The sequence below is a fragment of the Chitinophaga sp. RCC_12 genome (assembly GCF_041360695.1).
Lineage (GTDB): Bacteria > Bacteroidota > Bacteroidia > Chitinophagales > Chitinophagaceae > Chitinophaga.
Window position 1 is genome coordinate 251,889 of record NZ_JBFUPS010000012.1, and the last position, 19,074, is coordinate 270,962.

Annotated in this window: 15 protein-coding genes; 4 read left to right on the forward strand and 11 right to left on the reverse strand. The window is 47.7% G+C overall.

What is annotated here, in order from left to right; all coding sequences use genetic code 11:
• Positions 1 to 22: 22 nt before the first annotated feature.
• From AB6805_RS28470 to AB6805_RS28480, 3 genes are all read left to right on the forward strand, one after another.
• On the forward strand, positions 23 to 976 hold the full coding sequence (locus AB6805_RS28470; protein WP_370912826.1) for an NADP-dependent oxidoreductase: 954 nt from the start codon (positions 23 to 25) through the stop codon (positions 974 to 976).
• Positions 977 to 1,063: 87 nt separating this feature from the next.
• Positions 1,064 to 1,951: an NAD(P)H-binding protein gene (locus tag AB6805_RS28475; protein WP_370912827.1), complete on the forward strand. Its 888-nt coding sequence runs from the start codon at positions 1,064 to 1,066 to the stop codon at positions 1,949 to 1,951.
• A 2-nt stretch (positions 1,952 to 1,953) separates the two neighbouring features.
• On the forward strand, positions 1,954 to 2,868 hold the full coding sequence (locus tag AB6805_RS28480) for a helix-turn-helix domain-containing protein (protein ID WP_370912828.1): 915 nt from the start codon (positions 1,954 to 1,956) through the stop codon (positions 2,866 to 2,868).
• Between the two features lie 27 nt (positions 2,869 to 2,895).
• Here AB6805_RS28480 and AB6805_RS28485 read toward each other — a convergent pair whose 3' ends face one another.
• A complete protein-coding gene (locus tag AB6805_RS28485; RefSeq protein ID WP_370912829.1) occupies positions 2,896 to 4,587 on the reverse strand; it encodes a sodium/solute symporter in 1,692 nt (563 codons plus the stop codon).
• A gap of 143 nt (positions 4,588 to 4,730) precedes the next feature.
• Complete coding sequence (locus AB6805_RS28490) at positions 4,731 to 5,612, reverse strand: inositol oxygenase family protein (RefSeq protein ID WP_370912830.1); 882 nt, start codon at positions 5,610 to 5,612, stop codon at positions 4,731 to 4,733.
• 129 nt (positions 5,613 to 5,741) lie between these two features.
• Here AB6805_RS28490 and AB6805_RS28495 point away from each other — a divergent pair, with 129 nt between their 5' ends.
• A complete protein-coding gene (locus AB6805_RS28495) occupies positions 5,742 to 6,758 on the forward strand; it encodes a LacI family DNA-binding transcriptional regulator (RefSeq protein WP_370912831.1) in 1,017 nt (338 codons plus the stop codon).
• On the opposite strand, the gene AB6805_RS28500 is transcribed toward AB6805_RS28495, so the two are convergent.
• Genes AB6805_RS28500 through AB6805_RS28540 form a run of 9 tightly spaced genes read right to left on the reverse strand, consistent with a single transcriptional unit; the run spans position 6,753 to position 19,066 of the window.
• The gene (locus AB6805_RS28500) at positions 6,753 to 7,307 is read right to left on the reverse strand and encodes a DUF1415 domain-containing protein (RefSeq protein ID WP_370912832.1); all 555 of its coding nucleotides are present in this window, start codon (positions 7,305 to 7,307) and stop codon (positions 6,753 to 6,755) included. The genes AB6805_RS28495 and AB6805_RS28500 overlap by 6 nt on opposite strands.
• A gap of 20 nt (positions 7,308 to 7,327) precedes the next feature.
• Complete coding sequence (locus tag AB6805_RS28505; RefSeq protein WP_370912833.1) at positions 7,328 to 8,245, reverse strand: hypothetical protein; 918 nt, start codon at positions 8,243 to 8,245, stop codon at positions 7,328 to 7,330.
• A gap of 28 nt (positions 8,246 to 8,273) precedes the next feature.
• The gene (locus AB6805_RS28510; protein WP_370912834.1) at positions 8,274 to 9,872 is read right to left on the reverse strand and encodes an IPT/TIG domain-containing protein; all 1,599 of its coding nucleotides are present in this window, start codon (positions 9,870 to 9,872) and stop codon (positions 8,274 to 8,276) included.
• Positions 9,873 to 9,890: 18 nt separating this feature from the next.
• Positions 9,891 to 10,589: a fasciclin domain-containing protein gene (locus AB6805_RS28515; protein WP_370912835.1), complete on the reverse strand. Its 699-nt coding sequence runs from the start codon at positions 10,587 to 10,589 to the stop codon at positions 9,891 to 9,893.
• An 18-nt stretch (positions 10,590 to 10,607) separates the two neighbouring features.
• Positions 10,608 to 12,077, reverse strand: a complete 1,470-nt coding sequence (locus AB6805_RS28520) for a RagB/SusD family nutrient uptake outer membrane protein (protein WP_370912836.1) — start codon at positions 12,075 to 12,077, stop codon at positions 10,608 to 10,610.
• A gap of 21 nt (positions 12,078 to 12,098) precedes the next feature.
• Positions 12,099 to 15,341, reverse strand: coding sequence for a SusC/RagA family TonB-linked outer membrane protein (locus AB6805_RS28525; RefSeq protein WP_370912837.1), 3,243 nt, complete (start codon positions 15,339 to 15,341; stop codon positions 12,099 to 12,101).
• A 39-nt stretch (positions 15,342 to 15,380) separates the two neighbouring features.
• On the reverse strand, positions 15,381 to 16,424 hold the full coding sequence (locus tag AB6805_RS28530) for a DUF5007 domain-containing protein (RefSeq protein ID WP_370912838.1): 1,044 nt from the start codon (positions 16,422 to 16,424) through the stop codon (positions 15,381 to 15,383).
• Positions 16,425 to 16,426: 2 nt separating this feature from the next.
• On the reverse strand, positions 16,427 to 17,569 hold the full coding sequence (locus AB6805_RS28535; protein WP_370912839.1) for a carbohydrate-binding protein: 1,143 nt from the start codon (positions 17,567 to 17,569) through the stop codon (positions 16,427 to 16,429).
• A gap of 12 nt (positions 17,570 to 17,581) precedes the next feature.
• A complete protein-coding gene (locus tag AB6805_RS28540; RefSeq protein ID WP_370912840.1) occupies positions 17,582 to 19,066 on the reverse strand; it encodes a RagB/SusD family nutrient uptake outer membrane protein in 1,485 nt (494 codons plus the stop codon).
• Positions 19,067 to 19,074: the final 8 nt, after the last annotated feature.

Genomic DNA, 19,074 nt, shown 5'->3' on the forward strand with positions numbered 1-19,074 from the left:
CAAAAAAAACAAAATTAAGGATATGAAAGCAATCGTATTAAAGCAGGTAGGCGGTACAGAAAACCTGGAAATCAGGGATCTTCCTGTTCCCGTTATTAACGATAATGAAGTACTGGTGCGCAACCATGCAGCAGGCATCAACCCGGTAGATGTGTTTGTAAGAGCCAATGAGGGCGCGCTGAAAGGATACCTGCAACCACAGGAGGGCGAGGATATTATCATCGGGTGGGATATTGCGGGAGAAGTAACCGCAGTAGGCAAAAATGTGAAGCAGTTTAAACCAGGTGATGCTGTATTTGGCATGGTGAACTTTACCGGTCATGGTAAAGCCTATGCGGAATACGTGGCCGCCCCGGAAAGCCACCTGGCGCTGAAACCGGCCAATACCTCCTACGAAGCCGCTGCTGCTGCTTCCCTGGCGGCCCTTACTGCATGGCAGGCACTAGTAACTTATGGCAAAATAAAAAAGGGCGATAAAGTGCTGATCCATGCAGCCGCAGGCGGTGTGGGACACTACGCGGTGCAAATTGCCAAACATTTTGGGGCTTATGTGATCGGGACGTCTTCCGCCGCTAAAAAAGAGGCTGTGCTCCGTTTTGGTGCAGATGAGCACATCGATTATAACAGCCGGCAATTTGAGGAAGTAGTAACCGATGCTGATATCGTACTGGATTCTCTCGGCACCCCAGGTCACCTCGACCGCTCCCTGGCAGCTGTAAAAGATGGTGGCCGCCTGATCAGCATACTCGCATTTTTCACCGATGAGCAAAAACAAAAAGCAGCGGCTAAAAACGTGTATATACACCGCGTGTCCGTAGTTTCCAGCGGTGATGATATCAAATCCATTGCAGCCTTGCTGGAACAGAGCGCCGTGCACTCTGAAATAGCACATGTGTATGCTTTTGAGGAAATTGCCAAAGCGCATGAGCAGGTGGCGACGGGGAAGACATTGGGAAAAGTGGTGGTGAAGATATAGCCTTCGATTTGACTACAACAATAGCAGATCCGGCTACAGCTGTTTCTTTGATGCTACGGAACTTCGTAGCATCAAAAAAACAGCAAAATGAAAATCATTGTTACAGGTTCTTTAGGGAATATCAGTCAACCGCTGGCAACGGAGTTAGTACAAAAAGGCCATACCGTGGTGGTAATCAGCAGCAGCCCGGAAAGGCAAAAAGACATTGAAGCATTGGGGGCTACCGCCGCCATCGGCACATTGGAAGATGCGGATTTCCTGTCGGCTACATTTACCGGTGCAGACGCCGTGTATTGCATGATACCACCCGGCCTCTCTGAACCCGACCGGTTAACTTACTACAGCCGGATTGCCGGCAACTACGCAAAGGCGATTCAACGGTCGGGGGTGAAGCGGGTCATCTTACTCAGCAGTTATGGCGCCCACCTGGATAAAGGCACCGGCATTATTCTTGGCGCCCATAAGGCAGAGGTAGCGCTGAACGGATTGCCCGGCATCGCCATTACGCATATGCGGCCTACCTATTTCTACTACAATTTATTTAGTTTTATAGCAATGATCAAAAGCGCGGGCGTGATGACGGCCAGTTATGGTGGTGATGACATGATTCAATTGGTATCGCCAATCGATATTGCTGCTGCCATTGCCGATGAACTGGAAACACCCGCTGCTGCCGGCCATAAAGTGCGTTATGTAGCAAGCGACGAACGAACTGCCAGCGAAATTGCCTCCGTTCTCGGCGCTGCCATCGGGAAGCCGGATTTAAAGTGGTCGGTTATCACCAATGAGGAAATGCGAAGCAGCATGGAATCACATGGCGTACCCGCAGTGCTGGCAACGGGACTCCTGGAAATGTATGCGGGCATTCATAACGGTGCGTTAGCAGAGGATTACTATCTGCATAAACCTGCGGTGATGGGAAAAGTAAAACTGGAAGATTTTGCAAAAGAATTTGCGGCGGCTTTCAAAAAATAACAATGGCGAACATGCAACCTCGTAAGATAAAAACGATCAGCGAATTTCACCAGCTCCGGAATTTGCCCAGGCCCCAGCATCCGCTAATCAGCGTGATTAATTTTGAAACGATTAAACGCATACGGGACGACGAGCCCAAAAGCCAGGTACAGGATTTCTATTCTATTGCGCTGAAAAGGGCCGTGAATACCAGGATGAAATACGGCCAGCAGGAATACGACTTCGACGGGGGAATACTTTTCTTTGTTGCTCCCGGACAAGTGTATTCCATTGAAACGCAGGAAGATTTTCAACATTCGGGATGGATTATACTTATCCATCCCGATTTTCTCTGGAATACGCCACTGGCGAAAAAGATAAAGCAATACGAATACTTTGACTATTCAGTGAATGAGGCCCTGCACATGTCAGAAAAAGAAGAAGTAACGATTACCGGCATTGTGCAGAATATGGAACAGGAATATCATAACAGCATTGACAAATTCAGTCAGGATGTAATGATAGCCCAACTGGAGCTATTGCTAACCTATGCAGAAAGGTTCTATCATCGCCAGTTTATAACCAGGAAAATAACCAACCATACTATCCTCGATCGTATGGAAAGCATTCTTACGGAGTGGTTCAATAGTGATTCCCTGGCTTCAAAAGGCTTACCCACCGTTCAATACATTGCCGGCGCACTTAATATATCGCCTGGTTATTTAAGTGCATTGCTTAAAATACTGACAGGGCAAAGCACTCAACAACACATCCAGGACAAACTAATGGAGAAGGCCAAAGAGAAGCTATCTACCACCGGCTTATCGGTCAGTGAAATTGCATACGAACTGGGCTTTGAACACCCGCAGTCGTTCAGCAAGCTGTTTAAAAATAAGATGAAAGTGACGCCATTGGAGTACAGGCAGTCGTTTAATTAAATAATAACAAGCAAACAGCAAAGTATATTACCAAAACCTCACATAAATAACCGACAGCAACAATAATATCGTTACAATTAAAATCACGGAAGAAGGCTTCAGCTTAAACATCTCATAATCCAGTTCAAAAGCTTTGGCACTCACCTTCGGTCCCGCCAGGCTGATAGCCACCATAACCAGCACCGTGGTAAGGAAAGACCATCCCAGGCTGATAAAGAAAGGTATTTCGTATTCGCCCTTGGCATTGTGGAAGGCGGAATATAACACCGTTTCAGGACCAAAGATTTTTACGGCTACCTGGTTAAAGAACAGGGAGGCCGCAAAACCGGTGATAATACCCGCTATGGCAGCTGCGCCACTGGTTCTTTTCCAGAACATGCCGAGGATAAAAGTAGCAAATACACCGGGGCTGATAAAGCTGGAATACTTTTGTACAAAAGTATAACCGCCGGCGCCGCCGATATCCAGCACATCGTTCCAGGTAAATAACACCCCTATCACGATAGCGGCTACAATAGTGAGCCGGCCGGTCCATACCAGCTGCTTTTCATCTGCTTTGGTGTTGATATATTTCTTATAAACATCTAAAGTAAAAATGGTTGAAATACTGTTGGACTTACCCGCCAGCGAAGCTACGATAGCAGCGGTAAGCGCGGCAATAGCGAGACCTTTCAAACCAGCCGGCAGCAGGGTTAAAATCGCAGCATAGGCGCCATCTTTTTGTCCTCCTTCCAGTTGAGGCAGGTGTCCGTGCTGGTACAGCACATACGCTACAATACCCGGCAGCATTACAATTACCGGCATCAGTATTTTAAGCAGGCCGGCAAATAGAATACCGGTGCGGGCTGTTTGCAGATCTGCGCCCAGCGCGCGTTGGGTGATGTACTGGTTACACCCCCAGTAGTTAAGGTTGCTAATCCACTGTCCGGCGATGTACATACCAAAGCCCGGCAGGATCAGGTATTTGTTCACGTAATCCTGTGGCGCGCCAACAGCGGGCTTCTTCAGCATCATATGGAAATGATCGGGCGCCTCCTGTATCAGGATGTTAAAGCCGGCCAGTACATCTTTTCCCATGCCGAATTTTTCGCTCACCACGGTCAATGCCATCCAGGTAGTGGCCAGTCCGCCGATGATCAGCACACCCACCTGTATTACATCGGTGTAGCCAATTACTTTCATACCACCCAGGGTAATCACCACGGAGAAGATAGCCAAAGCCACCATCACTTCATGAAAATAGGCGCCCCCTAGTAGTCCGTTGATAGCGAGAGCGCCCAGATACAAAATAGAAGTGAGGTTAACAAATACATATAAAAACAACCAGAATACAGACATAATCAACGCTACCGTTTCATTGTAGCGCGTTTTCAGAAACTGTGGCATGGTGTAGATCTTATTTTTGATATACACCGGCATCAGGAATACCGCCACAATGATCAGCGCAGCGGCGCCCACCCATTCATACACGGATACTGCAATGCCCACAAAAAAGCCATCCCCGCTCATACCGATAAACTGTTCCGCTGAAATATTGGAAGCGATAATGGAGGCCCCGATGGCCCACCAGGTGAGAGATCCTTCTGCAAGGAAAAAATTCTTGGAAGCGCTAACAGCGCCTTTCTTCTTTCTTTTATAAATCCAATATCCGTAGGTAGCAACAATCACAAAATACAACGCAAATACCAGGTAGTCTTTGAAGACAAGTTGATTACTCATAAGTGGAGCGGTTGATCAGCAGTTTTTTTAACGTGGGTGGAAATACCTGGATATAATTTAACACTTTCCGGCTTGTAAAAAAAAGGATTACCGGCGACACATCAGAAAGTTGCATCTGCACCGGTAATCCATAATATCACTGTTCAAAACTTTAAGGTGGATGGTAAGTACTTGGCAACCAGATCTTCGTAATATGGTCTTAATACTTTCCAATCTGGTGGAGTTGGACTCTTGGAGTACAGGTCGTACGGATTAAACAGATCCACCCATTTAAACATTTCCACATCATGGGCATTCATCAGGTGACCGTAAGCATGTTCCCTGTGCTGCGGATAAAAGGAGTGATAACGCAGCATGTACAGAGCCGGTTCCGGCAAATGATTTTTCATGATCTGGTAAATATATTCGTCGTGTCCCCAGCTCAGGTGTACATTTTCCAAACCGCAGTTAGGTTCATATACACCGTACTTGGTGTTATAATCCGGGTTATTGATATCCGGATTATTTTTGAAGAATTCAGGGAAAACGATTTTATCGGAGAAGGCGCAGCCAACAGGGAAAGTATCCCCTACCACTGCCCATTGCGGTTCGCCGAACAAGCATAATACTTTGCCCATGTCGTGAAACAGGCCGGTGAGCACCATCCAGTCCGGGTGACCATCAGCACGGATGGCTTCCGATGTTTGCAGCAGGTGCTGGAACTGATCCAGGTCTGTATCCGGATCGGAATCATCTACCAGCTGGTTAAGAAAATCGAAGGCATCCCATACCGACATTTCTCTTTTATTGAAAGAAAGAAATTCCTTTTCTTTTTCTCTTACAAATGCATAAGACTGGTAAGTATGATTTAACCGGTAAAACTCCCGCACCGTATCGCGTGGAGGCACTTCATAATTCCGGAATTCAGCAGTGCTTTTTTCTTTGTTGATATTGGCGGGATCTGGATATCGCTCAAGTAAATCATCTTCCCATTGATCCAGTGAAGTAAGTGGTGCAGGATTTGGCTGCCCGTTAACGTTATCCATAATATCAGATTTTAAAAGTTCGTGGAAATGCAGAAAAATATCCTGCTCTAAATATGCGATCTTTTTAAAAATCTTCCGCATAATAGAATAACTTTATTTACTTAACCGATTAAGTAACACGGCCATTATATGGAAAACGTCACCATCAGGATGCTTGCGGAAAGGTTGCAGTTATCTACTGCCACCATTTCAAAAGCGCTGAGTAACAGTCATGAAATAAGCGAAGAAACAAAGCAGCGGGTGCTGGCGCTCGCCGCAGAGCTGAATTATGTACCCAATCCATATGCCAGCAGTTTACGGAAAAAGTCGAGTCATACCATTGCGGTAGTAATTCCCGAGGTGGCCGACAGCTTCTTTGCAGAAGCCATTAATGGTATCGAATCTGTGGCACAGGAGAAAGGCTACCACGTACTCATTTATCTTACGCATGAAAGTTTTGGGAAAGAAGAGGCTATTTTGAAAGATTTCCAGAGCGGACGGGTAGATGGGGTACTTATTTCTGTTACTACGGAAACATCCTCGAAAGCGCATGGATTGGCGCAGCTGGTGAAAGAAATACCCGTCGTATTTTTCGACAGGGTTTGTGAAGAAGTAACAGCCGCCAGGATCACCACAGATGACGCCAATGCCGCTTATAACGCCACCGCGCACCTGATCGCCGGCGGATGCCGTAATATGGGCCTTTTATCAGCTTCACGGCAGCTCTCTATCAGCAACAGGCGGGCAGATGGTTTCCGGCAGGCGCTGGCCGATCATCAGCTTCCGCTTACGGACAACAGTATTCTCTATTGCTCCAATGATCCTGCCGCTACCCAGCAACTGCTGCAAACAGCATTACAGCAAAATCATTACGATGGCCTGATTGCCACTACCGAAAAACTGGCTACGGCGGTATACCAGGCCTGTGAGGAGCTATCTCTCACTATTCCCGGCGATGTACAGGTGATCGGCTTCTCCAACCTGAGCACTGCACGCTTCCTGCAGCCATCGCTCACCACTGTTTCACAACCCGCCTTCGACATGGGGCACGCCGCCGCCACCGTATTGTTCAAAGCGCTCAAAAGCAGCAGCTTCCCGCTGCAGGAGCAGCAACAGGTGATTCCTTCTTCACTGATTATAAGAAACTCTACCAAGTCAGGGCTATAAACAACTATCCCGCAGCATTTTCATATACGCAGTGCCCTTTTCACGGGCAAAGCTGATATTGCGTTCGGGGATGTTTTCCGGGTGGGGATATTGCTGCAATGCTTTCTCTATTTCTGCTTCCCGTAATAAATGCAGCATGGGATAGATGGACCGGTTGGTATAATTGGCCGCATCCTGCAGATCCGTGCCGGCAAACTGGTACAGCGGATGAAAACTCGCCAGCTGGTAGATACCGGTGTACTTCTTTTTATAGATCATTTTTTCCACTACCGACACCAGGTCGAGATAATCACGGAACACGGGGAAGCCGGCAGGAAAAATTAACAACGTAGTAGATATTGCCGGTTCGCTATCCAGCAGCAAACACTCCTGCAACAGCTCATCACTGGCCGCCTGCAGCGATACGGCGCCGCTCACCTGGTACCGGATGCTGTTCTTCTTCACTTCCCTGTTGGCAAAAGGACAGAAGTTACAACCGATCACAAGTTCCCTGACCCAGTTCTGAGTTTGTGTAATGACCGCTGCTGCCTGTTCCGGACTGTATACCATAGCGGTGAAGGTACGGATAACTATCTTCTGGTGATCACCGTGCTACTGAAGTGATCGCCTACTTTATCATGACTGATCACATACTGTGCAGCAGGTAAATAAGACTCGATCATAGGTAAGGCCGGCGCATAATGGTAACTACCACCGGTTTGCAGCGATGCCAGTATTTCCATGTATTTTTTTGCGTAGCTCATATAAGCGCTGTTGCTGCGCTGGTGATGATGCAGGAAATGATTGGAGAAAGAAAGATTGGAGATGATGGTGCCCCAGCTGTTGGGCTCCAGGCGGTATTCCAGCCAATCGGCAGAGCCGAGATAACTTTCCGGCTGTTCAATGAACCGGTCTATTCCATATGCTTTGATGCCCTGTTTACGCAGGTATCTTACCAGGTAGGCATGTTGCCCGCAACCGATATCCAGTACAGGACCTTTGATAGTAGCGGGGTTTAACCGCAACACAGACAGTTGCGTGGCGGGCGTATATTCTGCACACACTACCTGTTTAACATGAGGTTCCTGCTCACTGTTCAATTCTTTTACAAACGGATTGGTGTGTAGCAACCACTTTGTTAAGCGTTGTCCATGCAGCTGTTCCAGGTCATCGAAATTGGTTTGTTTTCTTTTAAGGCGGGTAACAATATCTTCCATTAAAGTAACATATACGGCCTTTAAGGACTCCCCGGCAACGCCGGAAACATTCATATACTGGTTGGCGGCACAAAAAGTAAGCTGGGCCTGGGTGGTGAGATAATTAACCAGCCCTGCTGTCAACCCATCCGCGTTCAATTGCAAAATTTCACGCGGATAGGTGGCCAGCAGGAACCTGGTATAAGGCGTCCACGCCAGTGCAGCGCTTTTTCCGCCATAAAAAAGATTCAGTTCTTTATGATGATCATGTTGTGACGAAATACTTTTTATAATCTCCGGTAAAACATACATGCCTCAAAGGTACGCTGCTTTCAGGTGATCACGGGTAAGTAATCCGTACAAACCTATTGGCATCACGGTAATCAAACTTTGTAAAGGTGCCTACTACCAGCAGCGACTTCTCTCCCACCTGCGGCAGGATCTGTGTAATGCCGCCACTGTTGGCGTTCTGGTCGAGTGTTACGCCGCCAATAGTGTTATAAGAAGGATGAACAGCGCCTTTGTCGGTGAGCACAATCATATTATTGCGCACCAATCCGCTGAACTCCGTGAAGATACCGCTCACGATTACTTCTCCTCCGGGCATTACATGCGCATTGAACAGGTAACCATTGGACCCCACACCCACGTTAAACGTGGGATCTACCACCCCGTTTTCATTGATACGGGCTACATTAGCCAGTTTTAGTCCGCCGAAAGTATTGAAGCGGCCTACAATGATCAGCTTTCCATCCGGCTGGCGGGTCATGTTCAGGATATTCTGATCGGGACCGGCGCCTGCTGAAAAGGAGGGATCAATAGAACCATCGGGGTTTAACCTGGCAATGCGGTTCACGGATTGTCCGTTGTATTTGGTGAAAGTACCTGCTATCAACAGTTTTCCATCGGGCAGGAGGATAGAGCGGTTGATATAACCATTGGGCCCCTCTTTACCCATGTGCTTCGCCAGGTCGTAGTTGTAGGTGCTATCCAGGCTTCCGTCGGGCATTAAGCGAACCAATCCGTTGATCTGTACCGAATCGAGATGTACGGAATCCTGACCGGCAGCGCCCACCAGGTTGTAGTTAGGTTGTACATAAAACCGGAAGAAGCCGGTGAGCAGGATCTTACCATCCGCCTGCACATGCATATTGGCCACCTGTCCGGAAATACCGCCTTTCAGGGAAGACACGGTGATTTCCTTGTTGCTGGGACTAAAGATTTTATCTGCTGCCAGGGAGCCGTTGTTGTTCAGCAGGGCGATACTGTTGACGAAGTTTACGCCTTCATAGTTATTAAATGCTCCTGCCACCAGGTATTTGCGGTCGGCGCCAGGAAGTGCAGCGGCGGTGGCCACAAAGGTATTGGTACCATTTTTCTTGTCCGGGCCAAAAGAGCCGTCTACTTTACCATCATGATTAATCCTGGCCACGCGGTTAAGCTTTCCTTCCTTACCGGAGTTATCGAAGTCTGTAAAATCACCGACTATTAGATATTTTCCATCTTCCACAGGTATAATATCCGAGATACCGCCATTGGCGGCGACTTTACTGGGGAAAAGGGTATCCATCTGGAAAACACCTATCACCCGGAAGAAGGGCCCGAAGAAATACTCCTGGTCCACCTGTGCAGCCACATTACCGGTAGCTGCCTGTGCAGGCACCTTTACGCGCACGGTAGTATCTGTAAGCGCCAGGATGGGCGCACTTATGCCATTAAAAAGAATGGCCAGTTTATCTTTGTTCTTCAGGAATCCTTTCCCGCTGATCAGCACTTCCTCTCCTATGTGTGCACTGGTGGGAGTGATACCGTCTTTATTGATATAGATCGCCGGCTGCACCTGTTCTTTATAAGGATCATCCCCCTTGGAGCTGATCTTATCTTTTGTACAGGCGCCTAACACTGCCAGGAGCACTATTAAATACGTATATTTTTTCATACTGAATGCATTAATGAGTTATTGATTCTGCAGTTCCTGTTCTGCTATCCTGACAAATTCTCCCGGCCGGAAACCAAAGTTGTGCCGGAAGTTCAGCACATGCAATACACCGTTTGTTGGCTGAATGTCGGAGGTCATCACCTGCACTTTCTGGTTATTGGCAAAAGTCACCGGATCATAGGTAATGTCTGTGAGCAACAGCACACGCGCGCCTACCGCTTCCACACCATTATAGTTCTGGTAAATTAACCCGATGTTGAGGATATAGCCACTGTTCATTACGTAATTAATTCCCGGGTAAGCGTATACATTCACTGGGTCAATACGTGCAAACTTATTAGCCGTATACTTCCCTTTGAGCATGTACATTCCCAGGAATTTCTTCCATACCTTAGCGGGAATATCAGCCAGTTTCACGCTGTCTTCTACCATCCGGTAACGGTACTCGTTCAGGTCATCAATAGCATCCACAATACTTTGATCTGTTGGTGTGAAGAAGGTAACAGAATCGTTCTGCAACATTTCTTTGAGCCCGGCTTTTTCCACCACATATGCCACGGTGTCAAAGAGGTCCGGGTTCTGAACCAGGTACTCATAAATAGTTCCTTTATAATGCGGATCCGCAGTACCGCTGTCGATATAATAATCTTTTTTACAGGAAGATAACAACAGGCTTGTCATCAACAGGATGCCGGCTATGGGCAATAGCTTTCGCATAGTGAATATTTTTTACAGTTATTGTATCCAGTATTGATTTCTGGTGACCAACGGATTGTTGTTTACTGCCGATGATGATATCGGCCAGGTCCATGCGCCTTTTTCCATGAGATCCGGTGTGAGGGGATTCTCCGTCAGTATTCTGTCGCCGATTCTTCCGGTGCGGATGAGGTCATACCACAGGTGTCCTTCTCCCATCAGTTCCTTTTCCCTTTCATAAAAAATAGCCGTTTTCAGCGGTTCTCCACCACCGCCGGCATACAGCTTGGCGCCTGCCCTGTCGCGTACCAGGTTCAGCATCTCTATCGCTTCAGCATTTCTGTTTCCCAGGTTGGCCAATGCTTCCGCCCTCAGCAGAATTACATCTGCATAGCGGAACAGGATGAAGTTGGCGTCATAATCCCTGGTAATTGGATTGGTGATCGCGGAAAATTTCAGGAACATCGGTTTCTTTTCTCCCTTGGAAGCATACGGATCATCGAACCACAGGTCTATCCGTTTGTCGGATTCACCGCGGGGATAGACCCTGTCGAGGTGCCTTACCATGGGAGTGATTTCACTATTCCCGTTCAGTCCATCCCGGATAATGGGATCGTGCAGGGTCCACTGGCAGATGAGATAGTGGAAAGCGCCACCATAGTTAGCATCCAGCGACAGTTCAAAAATGCCTTCTTCTGAGCGGCCTTTGAAAATGGTCTGGAATGTTTCTTTGGTGTAAGGCAACAGTTTGTATTCGTTCAGCGCCATCAGTTCTTTGATCAGATCGGCGGTTTGTGTCCAGTATTTCTGTTGATTGGCGGGATCAAAACCGGCGCTCCACATATTGATATGCGCCATCAGTGCCAGCGCAGCGCCTTTGGTGCCGCGTACCGCCCTGTTGGTAGGATCGTCGTAGGAAATCACCATATCGTCTTTACATCCTTCGAGGTCTTTCAGACAGAAGTCCAATACTGTCAGCATTTTCTCGCGCGGCCTCAGCGTAATATCATACGGGTCTGTTTGCAGGGGCACATCTCCGTATAGCCGTGACATATAGAAGTAGATGAACGCGCGTACAAAGCGGGCTTCTGCCACCAGGGCTTTTTTCTCCCTTGAGCTGAAAGCCGGATCTTCAATACCTGGTATCCTGTCGATACAAAGATTGGCGGTAGCAATCGCCTGGTAAAATAATCCCCAGTCCGGGATATCTTCTATACCGTCGCCACCGGCCTGCAGCAGGCGGTTGGCGGCGAGATTGCGGAAACCGTTCTTATCAAACCAGTTCCAGTTACCGGCCCTGAAATCGCCTACATTATATATAACGCCGTTGGTAAATTTTTGCAGCAGCTTTGAATATATACCACTAACCGCCTTCTGTGCATCGCCTCTTGTTTTCCAGAAATCCTTTCCGGAAAGGGTATCCAGTGGCTTTACTTCCAGAAATTTCTTACAGGAGCCCACGCCCAGCAAAAGGCAGAAAAGCATTCCTATTTTAAACCAATGTTTCATCTGAAAATAATTTAAGTGTCATTAAAATTGAGCGCCAATACCGAATGTCAAACTGGTGGCATTTGGGTACCCATTGATATCGTCCCTTCCGAGTGAGGTAACGGTTTCAGGATTAGGCCCAGTATATTTTGAGAAGATGCCTACGTTGTATGCAGTGAGATAAGCACGCAATACCCGCAGCTTCAGCCGCTTCATAAAATCAAAGTCACGGAACTGGTAAGCCAGTGTGATCTGGTTGATTTTGAAGTAAGAGCCATCTTCCATATACAGGCTCTGATCCAGCCTGTTGGGCGCTACCTGTGCATCGTGATCAAAAGAACCTACGATGGCAGGATGCGATGCTTTGTCGCCCGGATTTTTCCAGTAGTCAATCTGATTGATATCATACAGGTTGATAGGACCGGCGGCGGTACCGTCGTTCTTACTCAACAGGTTGGGATACTGCAGGCGGTAGATCCTCGCAGCGATAGCGTTATTCAGGATGCTGCGGTCTGCCAGGAAAGTACAGTTGATATTGAGCGACAGGTTCCGGTAGCTCACCGTATTGTTCAAACCGCCGGTGAACATTGGCTCCGGGTTACCCATGATCACATAGTCGGCGCCATCCAGTGCGTAGTCGCCGTTCAGATCCCTCCAGATAGGATCTCCTGCCTGGAAGTACTGGGTACCGGGACCTTTAAACGCTTTGTAACGCACGCCCCTGATGGGATCTACCGGTACATCGGAAGTATTGCTGTATACGCCGTCTGTCTGGTACATGTAATTGCTCTGCGGATTCCTGCCCACTTTCAATGCAATGCTCTGGTAAGTGTTTTGATCCACTGCTATAAAGAGCTGCGAGCCTCCCGGCAATTCCGTGAGCACGCCTTTGTTATACGCACCATTTATGGAGAAGGTCCACTGGAATCCTTTGGGATCACGGTTCATAATAGGCCGCGTGGTGATAGACAGCTCATGGCCATAGTTCACAATAGCGCCACCGTTGACCTGCATTTTACCATACCCCGTAGAATTGGGCAGCGGTATATCCCGCACCAGGTTGTAGTTGTTCCTGTAATAAGTATCGTAGATGATTTCCACGCGGCTTCTGAACAGGCCCAGGTCTACACCGAAGTTGAACTGGGACGACTTCTCCGGTTCCATGTAAGGGTTCGCCAGCACGTTGTAGTTGGGATTGATAGAAACGGCGTTATTGTAGTTTTTCACACTTTCATATTGGCCCAGTGAATTGAGGATGGTAGCGGTAGGACGGCTGTTAACGCCATAGGTTACACGCACCGATCCATAATCCAGCCAGTTCCAGCGCCGCATCAGGTTTTCTTTATTAAAGTTCCAGCGTACGCCCACAGATGGATTTTTCGTATAGGGGTTATTGATACCCGCTGAAGAGTTTCCATCCAACCGGTAAGCCAGGTCCAGCACATACTTCGTACGGTAGTTATAGGAGAAGAACCCTGCCCACGATGCGGCATGATATACATAAGATACCGGCGTACCATTTACATTTATTTCATTAGCGTTGTTCCAGGGGTTACCGGGATAGAACCGCGGAGAGTAACCACGGGGTCCCCAGTAGTAATCATTCGGACCATTGCGTATATCTTTCACGTGCTGGTCATCTGATTTGATGTTCACTTCACTGAATACGCTGGCATATATGTTATGGCTTTTTTCCAGGTCGGCAGGTCTGCTGCTGTAGCTGTAGTTCACGCCGTTCCTGGTGTTGAGCTCATCGTGCCGGCCTACGAAACCGTATAAACCGGTTTGGTTGTTATTGGAAAACGATTGATTAAACCGGTCCCTGGTATCGGTATAGTAGTCGTAAGAAGTAGTAGAGTTGATACGCAGCCCGTTGATAATTTCATAGTCCACATCCACGAAACCACGGATATTGAGGGTATTGTTATCATCTATATTATTTTCATATCCACTCAGCTGGGGGTTGCCAACAAAGGTAGAAGGGCCGGGCATCAGGGAAGAGGTGAAGGAATTTCCCGCACCATTGTTAGTTAATCCTCCGCCGTTACCACGTTGCTTTTGACCCAGCGCACTGAACAACTGCGCACCAATACGCAGTTTCTTGCTGGGTTGCATATACAACTGCATGTTCAGGCTATACTTATTAAAACCGGTATTTTTCAATACGCCCTGGTTCATCTGGTAAGCAAAGTTGGCCTTGTAGTTCATTTTCAGGTTACCTCCGCTGATCTGTACGTTATTATTGGTATTTAAAGTCGTTTGGTAAAATAATCCCTGCCAGTCGGTAGAATTATTATAGAAAGCATTCAGGCTGTCTGTCAGGAACTGGGAATTGGGATCGCTCAGTATACTGCGGGCGTCCTGCAAATCCCTCGCATTTTTCATGATGGAGTTGATGCGATACCTGCGCTCCGCATTACCCCCAATGGTAGGTCGCAAATTCGGCGGCAGGTTCACAAATAAACTGCTGTTGATGTCGATGATCGGCGTAGGTGAATTACCACGTTTGGTGGTTACCACAATTACGCCGTTGGCGCCACGTGAACCATACAAAGCAGTAGCCTGCGCATCTTTCATTACCACGATGGATTCCACGTCTTCCGGCGGAATTAAGGCGAGCGGGCCAGTGGCGGCGCCTGGTTGCAACATCGACTGCGAAATACCGCCATCGAAATCTACCGGTACGTTATCAATTACCAGCAACGGGTTGTTACTGGTAAGATAGGCATTATCACCGCTGCCGCTTACATCCAGCTGGGAAACCCCTCTAACGGACATGGTACCACGAAAACCCGGCGCACCGGAATTGTTCTGGATATTGAGGCCCGCTATCTTTCCCTGCAGGAGTTCCTGGATATTGGATACCGGCACATCCTGCAGCGCTTTTCCGTCGATTACGCCCGCAGCCCCGGATGATGTTTCCTTGGTACGCTTCTGGTAACCTATGATCACCGTTTCTTTCAGCGACTTATTCTCCGGGTTCAGGGTAATGTTAAGCGTAGTTACACTTCCTGTTTTAACCGTTTCCAGGCGATAGCCGATGTACCGGAACTGGATGGTTTTATCGGGTTCCACCGAAATAGTAAAACGACCGGTGGGGTCTGTAACACCAAGACCTTTATTATTTTTTACATCAATGATAGTTACGCCCGGGATTCCCTCTTTGGAACCGGCGTCCGTTACCCTACCCTTGATGGTAACAGCCTGTTGGGCATATACCCTGTTGCCTGCTCCCGCAAGTAACAGGAGAAGCACAACCAACGTATGTATGTACCGTTTTTTCATGGCACTAATATTTTAATGATTCAGAATACAGTTACCGGTTTAATCGTTGGTAAACTTGGGATTTACTTTAAACTTGAAGATCACGTCCCAGCTGCCCGGTTCAAATACGGCAAAGCCGTAGCCGATACCTGCCTGCCGGCGCACACCATAGGAAATGCGCTCATAGATGAACATGACGCTGGCTTTTTCATTAATCCCCACGTCCGCCAGTACCGGGTAAGGGCTGGTTACATCCCAGGTAACAGTGGCACTGTCTGGTGAAAACTTGCGGTTAAAGCCAAAATTCACAGTCGTACCAACGGTGTTGCTGTAATATCTCAGGCTGTCCCATTTGGTAACATTAAACTTCGACATTTTGATTGGTAAGGAGTCCTTATCATAAAACTTGAATGTCAGTGTATTCTTAGCAGTACCTGTTTTAACGAAATATACATTTACCTGCTCGCTGTTAATCTCATTGTTCTGCATATCCTGCACGCCTATTACGGTAGGATGATTGTAAAGAAGATTATCGGTATTAGGCACTTTCTTTTGCAGGCCGGTGATGTCATCAAACTCGTAAGGCTCATACGGTCGCGGGCGGCGGAGATCCAGCTTTCTTTTCTGGAAAGTTTTCTGTCCTCCTTTATTCTTCACCAGGATATCGAAGGTGTAAATGCCTTGTTTTATTTTGGAGGTATCAGTAGCCCAGAAAACAAGATCACCTGAAGTAGAGCGCATGTCAAGGACCGGCCTTTTTACCTGGATACGTTTGGCTTCAATTTCCGCTACGGTTTTTTCTGTACCACTATAATACTCTTTCCACTGCCAGGTATTCACCTGCTCCAGCAATTCCGGTGCAGGCGTGCCATCGGGGCGTGCGATATTTTGCATTTCAAAAGTGAGTGGCTGCGTTGAATTGTCTGCATTAAATTTTCCGTAGAACACATTGGTACGTCCAAAATTGGCCTGGTACGTATCGCCGTCAAAGTTGGCGTTATTACTGAAATGCTCTTTCTCATCCGGCAACAACTGCTTGTAGCAGCCTGTTACCGTAATCGCCAGTGTGCCGGCTATTAATAAAGTATATACTTGCCTTTTCATTGCTATGGGTTTATTTTGGTGAAGATGAGACGGTGCAGGTTCAGGTTGGCTTTCTTGATCATCACTTTCATCAGGTGTTTTCCTGCGGGCAGATCTGCCGTTCCGAATGCGCCCTGCCAGGTTTGCCAGCCGCCGGTACCTTGTATCGGGATGTCTTCACATACCCTTACTTCATCTATCAAAAGATAAATAAGACCACCGCCATTCCCGGCTATCCTCAGTTCTACTTTATATTTTCCTGCTTCTTTAATATCAACCGTATATCGTACCCAGTCGCCGTCGCTGGTCCAGCCGATATTATAGTTACCACCGGGACTTGTAGCCCCATCACCCTGCGAGCAGTTTTCTGTGCCCGGATCATCGGGACGGTAAGTATGACCGCCATTGGGATTACGATAATTGTAAGCCACTCCCTTGGGGCCTTCGTCATAATCCGCTGCATTCACAATACCAGGTATTTCAATCGGGTAGCCCAGGTACGGTCCCTGCGCCGGCTCCAGTGACCTGGGATAGGCTTTTCCAACAAAAGAGGTAAAGCCGAATACATGCCGGGTTTCTAAAATGTGCATCAATCCGTTGGTAGATTTGATGTCCACGTTTTGCGTAAGCGCAACGGACCAGTCTTTTGTAAACCTGGAATCATTTTTATCGCTGTACTGCAACACCGCGGTGCCTGCGCCCACCGCGCCGGAAGCATTGGTGCTGGCGGTTTTACCATTCATTTCATGACCGTACAAAGATTCAAGGTCACTGCCATCCGCATATCTCAGCGAATCGGCGGTTACCAGTCCACGCACGATATAGCGCCGCAAAAGACTATCCCATACCGTCAGCGGAATACTATCCAGTGTCCAGTTGCCTTTATCGCCGAGGCGTTCCCTGGAAAAATTCACGTTCCTGATGGCTGTGGAAATACTGTTGTCCTGCGGAACAAAAAAAGTGACCTGTTGATTTCTAAGTGTATCGGTAAGCTTTACACGGTCTATCAGTAATAGCAGGGTATCATATAATCCTCCCTGTTGTTTGAGAAAATCATAAGTACTTACCTTCACTTCCGATACGGGCTTTGCATTCCGGTAGTCCTGCATTCCTTTTTCGCATGCAAAACAAGCCGTAACAGCCAGTAGTATTAAATATTTTTTCATGGCAGTGATTTATTATTTCCAGAAAGAATTTTGAACCAGCGCGCTATTGTTGGACAGCGCTTCCTGCGACAGTGGCCACAAGGCGGCGCCCCTGTCCACATCAGCCTGTGTAAGCCTGGTATATTGCGGAATCTTTTTGAAATGTACCAGGTCGTACCAGTACCATCCTTCTCCTATCAACTCTCTTCTGCGTTCCAGCAAAATAGCATCCAGCAGCTCCTGCCCGGCAGTAGCTACGTTTACATTTTTGAGTGCGCGGGAGTTACGGATCTGGTTCAGGTCTTTTTGTGCTTCCGCGGTTTGTCCCAACCGGGCTTTAGCTTCTGCGCGCAGCAGGTACAACTCCTCATAACGGAATACGATTATACAAGACGAATACATTTTCAGTACGGGGTCTTTCACCGCGCCGTTGATTTGTTTCATCTTGTAAAAGATGGGATAAGCTTCTTCCATTTTTGTAAAGAAATAGGTAGGGCGTTGTTCCCTCGATTCGCTATAGATCTTTAGTACACTGTCTTTCGGCACATAAATTTCAGATTCCCTTTTTGGAATATAAGGCTCACGGAGGGTCCAGTCTTCCAGCTGACCGGTAGACGATATTTCTGCGTGGTCAAAGTTCATATCTATCTGGAAAATGTTGGCCCCGATACGTCCGCGGAATGCGCCATCCAGCCTGGTAAGATCGTTCAGGCTCACAAAACCGTAACCGGTGTTCGACTGGTTGTTGATGACGGTGTTGGCATACTCGAGCGACTTATCGTATTCGCCCTTCCAGTTATAAATGTGTGCGAGCAACGTATAGGCCATTCCTTTTGTGATGGTGATGGAAATGTGATGTGATTCACCCTGGCCGCGGTAATCGCCCTGTTGTTCCGGCGACTTCCCATTGTATTTCCAGGGTAAACCATCAATACAGGATTTTGCTTCGGCGGCAGCATAATCCAGTACTTTATCCCATTTTTCACGGGAGATCGTTTTTGCTACTCCATCTGACGGCGCAATTACCAGTGGCACATCTCCCCAGATTCTTACAATATAATAGTAAAGAAATGCGCGGATGTAAATCGCCTGTGCGCGGTCCAGCTTCATATCGTTTTGTGAGTAACGATAATCGGTAGCGGTTACCTGTGGTAATTTTTCTATCGTAAGATTGCATTGTGCAATAGCCGTATAAAATCTTCGCCAGTCGCGCCATTCCTCCATAGTAGAATAACTGGCGTTCAGGTTACTTTCCACTACTGCGCGCAGATCGCCGCGCTTGGTCGACTGAAAATCGCCACCACGCAGATCTCCGTACACCCAGTGTGCATTTTCGTTTGACATTGCAGCGCGCATTAAAGCATAGCAGGCAGATAATCCTGCGCGTGCATCATTTTTAGTCTGCCACATATTTTCTTCTGTCAGGGCACGATGTGAAGGCACATCCAGCATTTTTTTGCAGGACAGCATGCCACCTGCCAGTAATAGTATCACCCCAACAACAGCGATATTTCTCATGATCTTGT

Coding starts and splice junctions, on each gene's coding strand:
- AB6805_RS28470 (WP_370912826.1), top strand. CDS start 23: ATGAAAGCAATCGTATTAAAGCAGGTAGGCGGTACAGAAAACCTGGAA.
- AB6805_RS28485 (WP_370912829.1), bottom strand. CDS start 4,587: ATGAGTAATCAACTTGTCTTCAAAGACTACCTGGTATTTGCGTTGTAT.
- AB6805_RS28540 (WP_370912840.1), bottom strand. CDS start 19,066: ATGAGAAATATCGCTGTTGTTGGGGTGATACTATTACTGGCAGGTGGC.
- AB6805_RS28475 (WP_370912827.1), top strand. CDS start 1,064: ATGAAAATCATTGTTACAGGTTCTTTAGGGAATATCAGTCAACCGCTG.
- AB6805_RS28525 (WP_370912837.1), bottom strand. CDS start 15,341: ATGAAAAAACGGTACATACATACGTTGGTTGTGCTTCTCCTGTTACTT.
- AB6805_RS28520 (WP_370912836.1), bottom strand. CDS start 12,077: ATGAAACATTGGTTTAAAATAGGAATGCTTTTCTGCCTTTTGCTGGGC.
- AB6805_RS28500 (WP_370912832.1), bottom strand. CDS start 7,307: ATGGTATACAGTCCGGAACAGGCAGCAGCGGTCATTACACAAACTCAG.
- AB6805_RS28535 (WP_370912839.1), bottom strand. CDS start 17,569: ATGAAAAAATATTTAATACTACTGGCTGTTACGGCTTGTTTTGCATGC.
- AB6805_RS28495 (WP_370912831.1), top strand. CDS start 5,742: ATGGAAAACGTCACCATCAGGATGCTTGCGGAAAGGTTGCAGTTATCT.
- AB6805_RS28530 (WP_370912838.1), bottom strand. CDS start 16,424: ATGAAAAGGCAAGTATATACTTTATTAATAGCCGGCACACTGGCGATT.
- AB6805_RS28510 (WP_370912834.1), bottom strand. CDS start 9,872: ATGAAAAAATATACGTATTTAATAGTGCTCCTGGCAGTGTTAGGCGCC.
- AB6805_RS28480 (WP_370912828.1), top strand. CDS start 1,954: ATGGCGAACATGCAACCTCGTAAGATAAAAACGATCAGCGAATTTCAC.
- AB6805_RS28505 (WP_370912833.1), bottom strand. CDS start 8,245: ATGTATGTTTTACCGGAGATTATAAAAAGTATTTCGTCACAACATGAT.
- AB6805_RS28515 (WP_370912835.1), bottom strand. CDS start 10,589: ATGCGAAAGCTATTGCCCATAGCCGGCATCCTGTTGATGACAAGCCTG.
- AB6805_RS28490 (WP_370912830.1), bottom strand. CDS start 5,612: ATGGATAACGTTAACGGGCAGCCAAATCCTGCACCACTTACTTCACTG.